The sequence below is a fragment of the Methanosarcina sp. UBA5 genome, assembly GCF_002505485.1.
Classification (GTDB): Archaea; Halobacteriota; Methanosarcinia; order Methanosarcinales; family Methanosarcinaceae; genus Methanosarcina.
This window is the reverse complement of record NZ_DAVG01000136.1, coordinates 318-9,213: the sequence shown is the minus strand read 5'-3', so window position 1 is coordinate 9,213 and position 8,896 is coordinate 318. Positions and strand designations below refer to the sequence as shown.

At 41.4% G+C, this 8,896-nt stretch carries 7 protein-coding genes and 1 tRNA gene; 1 reads left to right on the top strand and 7 read right to left on the bottom strand.

Annotated features, from left to right (window positions below; all coding sequences use genetic code 11):
• On the bottom strand, positions 1–1,089 hold a 1,089-nt coding region (gene tnpB, locus BP621_RS16770), incomplete at its 3' end, for an IS200/IS605 family element RNA-guided endonuclease TnpB (RefSeq protein ID WP_292391871.1).
• A gap of 45 nt (positions 1,090–1,134) precedes the next feature.
• Between tnpB and tnpA the strand changes: the two genes are divergently transcribed.
• A complete protein-coding gene (gene tnpA / locus BP621_RS16765; protein ID WP_292391869.1) occupies positions 1,135–1,530 on the top strand; it encodes an IS200/IS605 family transposase in 396 nt (131 codons plus the stop codon).
• A gap of 1,075 nt (positions 1,531–2,605) precedes the next feature.
• Here the strand turns inward: tnpA and BP621_RS16760 are convergent.
• From BP621_RS16760 to acnA, 6 genes are all read right to left on the bottom strand, one after another.
• A tRNA-Thr gene (locus BP621_RS16760) sits at positions 2,606–2,677 on the bottom strand.
• Between the two features lie 167 nt (positions 2,678–2,844).
• A complete protein-coding gene (locus tag BP621_RS16755; protein ID WP_292391867.1) occupies positions 2,845–3,855 on the bottom strand; it encodes a class I SAM-dependent methyltransferase in 1,011 nt (336 codons plus the stop codon).
• 84 nt (positions 3,856–3,939) lie between these two features.
• On the bottom strand, positions 3,940–4,596 hold the full coding sequence (locus BP621_RS16750) for a LysE family transporter (RefSeq protein ID WP_292391865.1): 657 nt from the start codon (positions 4,594–4,596) through the stop codon (positions 3,940–3,942).
• 163 nt (positions 4,597–4,759) lie between these two features.
• Positions 4,760–5,773 (bottom strand): transcription initiation factor IIB, encoded by a 1,014-nt coding sequence (locus tag BP621_RS16745; RefSeq protein ID WP_011020659.1) that lies wholly within the window; start codon positions 5,771–5,773, stop codon positions 4,760–4,762.
• Positions 5,774–5,899: 126 nt separating this feature from the next.
• Positions 5,900–6,160 carry a Gar1/Naf1 family protein gene (locus BP621_RS16740; protein WP_292391861.1) on the bottom strand — a complete coding sequence of 87 codons (261 nt, stop codon included), beginning with the start codon at positions 6,158–6,160 and terminating at the stop codon, positions 5,900–5,902.
• 718 nt (positions 6,161–6,878) lie between these two features.
• Positions 6,879–8,896 (bottom strand): aconitate hydratase AcnA (gene acnA / locus BP621_RS16735; RefSeq protein WP_292391859.1); only part of this gene is annotated, 2,018 nt, incomplete at its 5' end.

Genomic DNA, 8,896 nt, shown 5'->3' with positions numbered 1-8,896 from the left:
TATGAGTGCAAATTTTTTGATGTTAATTGCAGCATTGATATCTCTATCATGCTTTGTTTTACAGTCTGGACATGTCCATCCCCTATCCTTTAATGTTAGGCCTGAATTATGGTATCCACAAACTGAACAAAGTTTAGAGGAAGGCTCAAACTGTCCTATTCTCAGAATGGTTTTCCCTAGCCATTCCGCCTTATACTCTAATTTTGTCACAAAACAGCTCCATGCAGAATCTCCTATAGCCTGAGCTAAATGATGATTCCTTTGCATACCTTTAACATTCAGAGTTTCCAGAGCTATAGCTTGGTTTTCGCTAACGAGTTTAAAAGAGAGTTTGTTCTGAAAATCATTTCTCTGATTAGTTATCTTTTCATGGAGTATAGCAAGTCTTTGTCTTGCTTTTGCTCTATTTTTAGAACCTTTCTGTTTCCGGCTGACTCTTTTCTGAAGCAATTTAAGTCTTTGAAGAGAATTTTTAAGATATTTCGGATTTTTAATCTTCTCTCCTGTCGAAAGTATAGCAAAATCTTTGATACCCACATCTATTCCTACAATTGTTTCTTCTGAAAACTTCTGCTTAACAGGAAGTTCTTCATTATTTTCTACAAGAATACTAATGAAGTACTTTCCCGTGCAAGTCTTAGAGACTGTAGCCTTTTTCAGTTCTCCAACAAAGTTTCTATGAAGTACTGCTTTAATCTCCCCTATCTTCGGAAGTTTTACTGTACCAGTTTCAAAATTCACAGAATAGTGTTGAGGTACAGGAAAAGCTTGAACAGGATTCTTTTTAGATTTGAATTTAGGAAACCCTTTCTTTTCTCTAAAGAATCGAGTGAAAGCTGAATCTACATGTTTTGTCATGCCCTGTAGTGATTGAGCATTCACGTCTTTCAAAAAAGGTTTTTCTTTTTTCAACTCAGGAAGTCTTTTATCTAGATCAAAATGACTAATTGATTTTTTAGTTTGTTCATACGTTTTAATTTTCTGATCAAGTGCCCAATTATAGACAAATCTACAGCTACCTATATGTTGATCTAATTGATTAGATTGTTCTACTGTAGGATATAGTCTAAAACGGTACGCTTTCATCATACGTACTAGTATATTCTTTACCGTAATAGATAGTTTTGGGTACATATGGAGTATGAACACAAAAACTATAGCAAATTTTTGTTAATGTACCATGTTATTTTTGTTTGCAAGTATCGAAAAAGAATACTAGAACCTATTAACAGCGAACTGAAACAAACAATACATGCTATTAAACATGAGTCAGATTTTGAAATATTAGAAATGGAAACAGACAAAGACCACATACACCTGTTGGTGAAGAGTGAACCAAAAGTCTCAATTCTTGCAATTGTTAGGAAACTGAAGCAAGAGACAACAAATAGACTATGGAAAACTCAGGGCAACTATTTGAAAAGATTCTATTGGGGAGAAAAGACATTATGGAGCGATGGTTATTTTGCCTCAACAATCGGAAATGTGAGGAAAGAAACAGCAGAAGCTTATATAAGAAATCAAGGTTGAAGTTGACGACATTCATCCCCTAGGCTAAAGACCTAGGGGCTTTCTGCCTTAAAGTTTGTAAATGCAAATAACCGATATCTTTTACATCTTGTTAGCGTATGTTATCATGTGTTATTTGAACTCTACAATAAAAACGTTAATTTCCTTTCAGACGGTATCTGGGGTTTGAATGATCTTTTAAAGAATATCAATTCATCAGATATCTTGCTCGCTCTTTTAATAATCAGTCTTACAACGATTGTTTTTATAATTCTTGCTATTTTTTACAAACTATGTTTTCAATGATTTCATAGCTTGCGCTATCCAACTAAAAGCCTATCCGAAAAGTCAGTAATGCATGTTGAAAAGTTACAATAGAACTATAATATCCGAGCATACATCCAGGTTTTGCATATTGCATATCGTAAAAATTATAGCAGGTAACCACCTTTCAGATAGGCTCAATGAATAATTAGATAGCAATAGTAAAGATTAATAAACTTATTAACTCATGCTCCAATAATAACTAGAGGGCTTTTTACTGGAAGGTTGACTCCGCCTGAGGCCTTCTACTTTTTGTTCAAAGGACTTTCTGTCTATTTTGTCCTAATGTTCCCTAACCGATGACCAACGAGCACTCCGCTATGCTCAGGAATTTTCTTGAGGTGCATAATATATCAAAATCAATGATAGACACATAACTATGAGAAGTGAAAAATATTGTTTTTTAATAAATTTCTGTATGAGATTTAAAAGTTTCAACATTATCTTGCTGTCAACCTGCACTTACTGCGGGCCTGCAATTTAGACCCAAGGAACAGGTAAAACATGGTACATTGTAGTCTTGGGGGAAGTATTTTTTACAGTTAGCCCCAAACTTCATAACTGCTTTACCTCCAAGACTTAAAAAGGAACACTGCATGATCATACGAATTTATTATCCCTGTCTACAAGTTGGGGCAACATAAGGCAGCAAACTGCAAAATTGAAACTACATTCTAAGATTTCAAAATGAAAGATAGGCTTATACAATTTACATATTATTATTAATTACAGTAAATAAAAGAGATACCGAACAGAATAAAATAAATTATTAAGCCGCCGGAGGGACTTGAACCCTCGACCTGCTGATTACGAATCAGCCGCTATACCGCTAAGCCACGACGGCAAATGTACAGAAAGAATAAGCAGACTTAATATAGAGATCAAGAATTTAATTATTTCGCTCGGGCGGAGCAATTTGCTTTTGCAACGCCTGAATAATTCTGGCACCTTTTAAATAATTCCATCATCCCTTAAATACTCCTGGTTTCCTTTAAACAATTTTAACTTCCTTTAAACAATCCTTGCCTCTATGCAGATATTATACTGGTGAGGGGCATACGAACGGACTACCCTTTTTTCCAGAACCTCGATTTTCCGTCCTGCTTTTTCCGCAGCTTTCTTTATGAGTTCGATGGAGCTTTCGAAAAGGTCGTCCTCATGAGTAATTCCGTAATAATGGATTATTCCGCCGGGCTTTGTCAGAAGAACAGCAGAGTCCAGAAACTCAAAGGCACTGTGAGGCAGATTCATAATCACATGGTCAGCTGTACCTGCAAACTTTTTTGCTTCTTCCCGGGCGTCGCCTTCGATTGCTTCGATATTTTCCACAGAGTTAAGAATTATATTTTCCCTGAGATAACGCACAGCGTCCGGATTTTTATCGATTGCGCGGACTTTTGAAGGCTTTTTGCTCTTTGCGATCAGGATGCTATAAGGGCCGACGCCTGCAAACATATCGACAACGGTGTCTCCTTCCTTAACCTGGGAAAGAATTCTTGAGCGCTCGGTCGAAAGGCGAGGAGTGAAATAAGCCCGTGCAAGGTCGACTTTGTAGCGGCAGCCGTATTCCCTGTGAATGGTTTCGGTCCTCGGCTCGCCTGCAACGACCTCAAATTCTCTGACCCGAAATTCCCCAATAACAGGCGTGAGAGGCTTGAGCACGGTTTTTATGTTCGACTGGGTCAAAAGGAGGGCATCGGCAATTCTCGAAGCTTTCTCCTTGTCAAGCTTAGGATCTTCCAGCAGGGCGATATCTCCTATTACTTCATAAGCAGGGCTGAAACCAAGCAGGTCTTCTGGAACAGGTTTCTTTTCCAAGGGCTTGAAATCGAACTCAAGAAGCTCAATTTCTTTGGGAAAACTCTCCAGCTCATTAGGGGTGGGCTCTCTGGTCAAGGGAAGATAAAGAAACTCTTCATCTACGCCTATTTTTACGGAGTTATCCAGAATTTCAAGCTCAAGGAGTATTCTTCTTACAGGTTCTCCTTTCTTTTTAGGGACTTTTATGCACTGCCGTTTCATGGAAAATCGCCTTTCGGAAGCCTAAGGTTATCCTTCTATTAATAGGCTATCCCGTGCCCGCATTAAGCTATCCCATGCCCGCGCTCAGGATAACTTAATCGAATGATTGTAATTCAGCATGAAGTACAACCCAAAAATTACCAGAAAGATCCCGCAGGTATAGAGAATATATCTATGCATTTTTTGGGAAAGCAGGTTATTACCACGCCCGAATGAGCCGGATATGGCAGTAAACCAGCCCAGATCTGCAGCCCAGTGCCCGAGCATATAAGCCATTGCAATTAGAATTCCCAGTTCATATTCCTTAAGTACAAGGGCACCGCCCGCAGTCAGCCACCAGATCCAGAAATATGGGTTTGAAACCGAAGTAATTAGGCCTATCAGAGCAGGATTGGAAACCAGCTTCAAGCCTGAAGAACCCTGAGAAATCTGCGAAGACGAAACCGTGGCTCTAGCTTCCTTTAAGGTAAGAAGCCCAAATATCAGAAGTGAAAGCCCTCCTACAAGGAAAATTCCGGAAATTATGCCGCTGTCGACAAGCGAAGCAGCCCCTAAGAGAAGCAGCACATAGAGCACAGCCTCCACGAGCATATGCCCGAATACTACCTTTGGGCCTGCAAGCCAGCCTTTCTTCAGCGAAATCTCTATAGTTGCAAAAAGCATTGGGCCCGGAACGAGTGCACCTGTAAGCCCTACCGAGAAACCTAAAAGAAGAGCTTCTAAAATTTCAATTGTTAGCATTATGGATCAAAAATTTAAAAATTTCTAAAATCCCGTTTTGAAATAAACCTCCACAAGCAGGAAAACCCGGACAAATGACTTGAATAAATAAAACCAGTAAAAAATAGGGCGTTTCTCTAAATAAAAGAGAAAACCTGCTGGCAAAAGAAAAAATAAGGACTAATCACAGGATAATTTCAATATCCAGTTCTTCTGCAAGCTCTTTATACCTGTTTCGGATGGTAACTTCCGTAACCCCGGCTACATCTGCGACTTCCCGCTGAGTTCTCCGCTCACCACAGAGGATGGACGCAATATAAATTGCAGCGGCAGCAACTCCTGTTGGGCCTCTTCCGCTTGTGAGTTCCTTTTCGGAAGCCTGCCTCAAGATCTCAACGCTCTTTGACTGGACTTCTCCTTTAAGGTTAAGGCCTGAACAGAACCTCGGGACATAGTCGATCGGAGACGTGGGCATGAGCTTTAATGCGAGTTCTCTCGAAATAAAGCGGTAAGTTCTTCCGATTTCTTTCCGGCTGACCCTGGACACCTCTTCGATTTCATCAAGAGTTCTTGGGACGCTGCACTGGCGGCAAGCAGCATAAAGCGCGGCTGCGGCGACACCTTCAATGCTTCTTCCACGGATAAGGTTCTTGTCCACAGCTTTTCTGTAGACGACAGCTGCGGTTTCCCGCACAGTTCTAGGAAGACCGAGAGCAGAAGCCATTCTGTCCAGTTCGGACAGTGCAAATGCGAGGTTTCTTTCAGTTGCGTTACTTACACGGATTCTACGCTGCCATTTTCTTAAACGATAGAGCTGAGCACGATTTTTGGAAGAGATTGACTTCCCATAGGAGTCGCGGTTTCTCCAGTCAATCATTGTGGAAAGCCCTTTGTCGTGGATTGTGTATGTCATAGGCGCACCCACACGGGAACGCTTCATACGTTGATCATGATCGAAAGCTCGCCATTCTGGTCCTTCATCCACAAAATCGGCATCAATGACAAGTCCGCAGTCCCCACACACGAGCTCGGCTCGCTCATAGTCGTGAACAAGGTTTCTGCTGCCGCATTCTGGACACACGGCCTTTTCGTTCTCAAAACTTTGCTCCTTTTGCTTTTCTTTGCGAGCTTTGATCATGGCACGTATTTTTTCTCTTTCAAGAGTGTCCGAATAGCGAACTCTTTCGACTTCTACCATATCATATCACCTTACTAAAATGACCATATGTTTATATTTTCGGTATCTTTGGCTGCACCACTGAAATCACAGTAAACATCTAAAAGGCAGGATAAGAAAAATCACGTNNATTCAACATCAGAGCTTTCACCGAATATAGACTCTTTCGTTAACAAGAGCTCGAAATTCTGAATTGGAAGTTTGCTTAAAGCCCTTCACTAAAAAATATGGATGGTCTACAGGTCCGAAAACACTGACGATTGTACCAATTCGATTCAGGGCCTTATCTACAACGACCGAATTCAATTTAGGAAAACTACCTGAGACATTCTCGGGCTTTACCTCATCCCCTCTAATTATCAGGTTTTTAACACCTGTTCTGTGCAGCACTTTACCGAGTCGTTTCATATCAGCCACGAATAATTAATAGCTATTTTCTCCAGCTCAGGGCAAAAATCTCCTGGCTTTGAGCATGTTATTCTGTCAGCCATAAATAAGTGTATATATTATAGACTGAAAAGCATATGTAGTCTACGTTCATTATATATAAAGATATCGCAAGAACTATATTATATGTTAGAGGATCTCAAATTAGCTTTTAAAATCTTTCTAATTTGACACCCACTTCTTTTGAAATATCTTTCGAAATATCTTCCAAAACATTTTTTAAGATATCTTTAAAAATATCTCCCAAATGAAGTCTTGTCTCCAATCTTATTTTGCATTTATGTCAATAACAGTTGATATGCTATGAAACTCAATAAAGAGTAGAGACATGAGAACGGCATATCTGGCATTATTTAAAGCTGTCACTATCGAATAAAGAAAAGTCCTATAGGAATTAGTAAAAAAGAGGATAAATTTTTAAGTCAAAACTCTAATTTAAGATTTTTATATTTATAATTATTTTTTAATATAAAGGAAGCCACGGCCTTAAGTCTCTCGGGTACATAAAAAAGAAATATGCGACTTTCAGAATAAAGTTTCCCTCAAAGTGCCTGCGAGAATTAAAGTAACTCTCTTTCCGATCAGGTAAAAAAAGGTTTCAGAAAAGCAGCGAGCTTATTTAAAGCCTGTGAAACCTTTTTAAAAAGATTCTTTATCCAATTCCGGTATTGCTAACTTATTATTTTTTCTTCACCGAATCCCGCAGGAACTTATGCAAAATCCCACCGTTCATGTAATACTCGACTTCCACAGCTGAATCCAGCCTCAAGGTTACCTGGAACTGAACTTCATCCCCATTTTCGTCCTTTGCCCTTACGGTAAGTTCTCCGTGGGGTTCCATGTATTCAATGCCCAGAATATCATAACTTTCCTTTCCTGTAAGGCCCAGGGTATCGGCATTCTCGCCTGCTTTAAATTGCAATGGAAGAACTCCCATACCTACAAGATTGCTTCTGTGGATGCGCTCGAAAGACTCAGCAATAACTGCTTTTACTCCAAGCAGGAACGTACCTTTGGCTGCCCAGTCCCTGGAACTACCTGTCCCGTACTCCCTTCCTGCAATAACGATCAGAGGAATATTATTTTCCGCATAAAGCATAGCTGCGTCATAAATCGGGATTCCTCCACAGGCTTCCTCGGGGAAGTCTTCTTTCCGGGAATGATATACGGTCCAGCCTCCTTCCCTATCCACGAGCCTGTTCCTAAGCCGGATATTCCCGAAGGTTCCGCGCATCATTATCTCATGATTACCCCTCCTGGACCCATAAGAATTAAAATCTTCAGGGCTCACACCCCAGGAAATCAGGTACCTACCTGCAGGATTATCTGAAGGGATGTCCCCTGCAGGAGAGATATGGTCCGTGGTAATGCTGTCCCCGAAAAGCGCCAGAACTCTTGCATTCTTTATATCCGCAGGCGCTGGTGAAGCAGGCGGGAAATCCATGAAGTATGGAGGTTCCTGAATATAAGTGGACATAGGGTTCCAATCATAGAGGGTACCAACCGGGACTTCCAGCTCTTTCCAGCGTTTTGGGCCCTCAAGAGCGCCTGAATATTCTTTTTTGAACATTGAAGGTTTAATGCTGTTCTTTTCAGCATCCCTGATCTCCCCCTCTGCAGGCCAGATCTCCTTGAGGTAAACAGGGCGTCCGTTGGGATCATAAGCAAGGGGATCGGTTTCGAGATCGATATTTATAGTACCTGCGATTGCATAGGCCACAACAAGAGGTGGAGAAGCAAGGAAATTTGCCCTGACAAGAGGATTAATTCGACCTTCGAAGTTCCGGTTTCCGCTGAGTACGGCTGCAACAGTAAGGTCATTTTCCTTAATTTCTTTTGAGACTTGATCAGGTAAAGGCCCGCTGTTTCCTATACAAGTTGTACAGCCGTACCCAACCTGGTGGAAACCAAGGGCTTCGAGATAAGGTAAAAGATCTGCAGCTTTCAGATATTCCGTAGCTACTCTTGAGCCTGGGGAGAGACTTGTTTTTACAAAAGGCTTGACGTGCAGGCCCTTTTCTACAGCCTTTTTTGCGAGCAACCCAGCTCCTATCAAGACTGAAGGATTTGAGGTATTGGTACAGGAAGTGATTGCTGCAATCACTACAGAACCATGTGTTACCCTGAAGGCCTTCTCAAGAGCCTCCGCTTTTTCCTCTTCTGCACCAGGGGTTTCAGGTTCCTCTACAGGAGCCCCTCCATCTCCTATCCAGCGCTGGTAAGCAGGATCTCGGTAAAGTTCAAGCCCTGACTCTTTCTTTCGGATAAAGGTCTGTTTCATAATTTCGCGGTAGTTTTCAGGTACCTCACTCAAGAAGAGCTGGTCCTGAGGGCGCTTCGGACCTGCAAGACAGGGCTTTACCGTGCTCATATCAAGTTCCAGGGTAGTGCTGAAAATGGGATCAGGCTTGCGAGTTGAATAGAGAAGATCCTGGGCTTCAAGATACCTTTTCACAAGGTCAACCTGCTCTTCGCTCCTGCCAGTTCTTCGCAGATAGTCAAGTGTCTCGGCATCAGGTGGGAAAATTCCAAGGGTCGCCCCATACTCAGGAGCCATATTGGAAATCGTTGCTCTATCCGGAAGACTCAATGAATTTAAACCGGGACCATAAAATTCCACAAATTTGCCGACAACTCCCTGTTTTCTTAGGATCTTTGTAATTGTCAGGACAAGATCAGTGGCAGTGACTCCAGGTG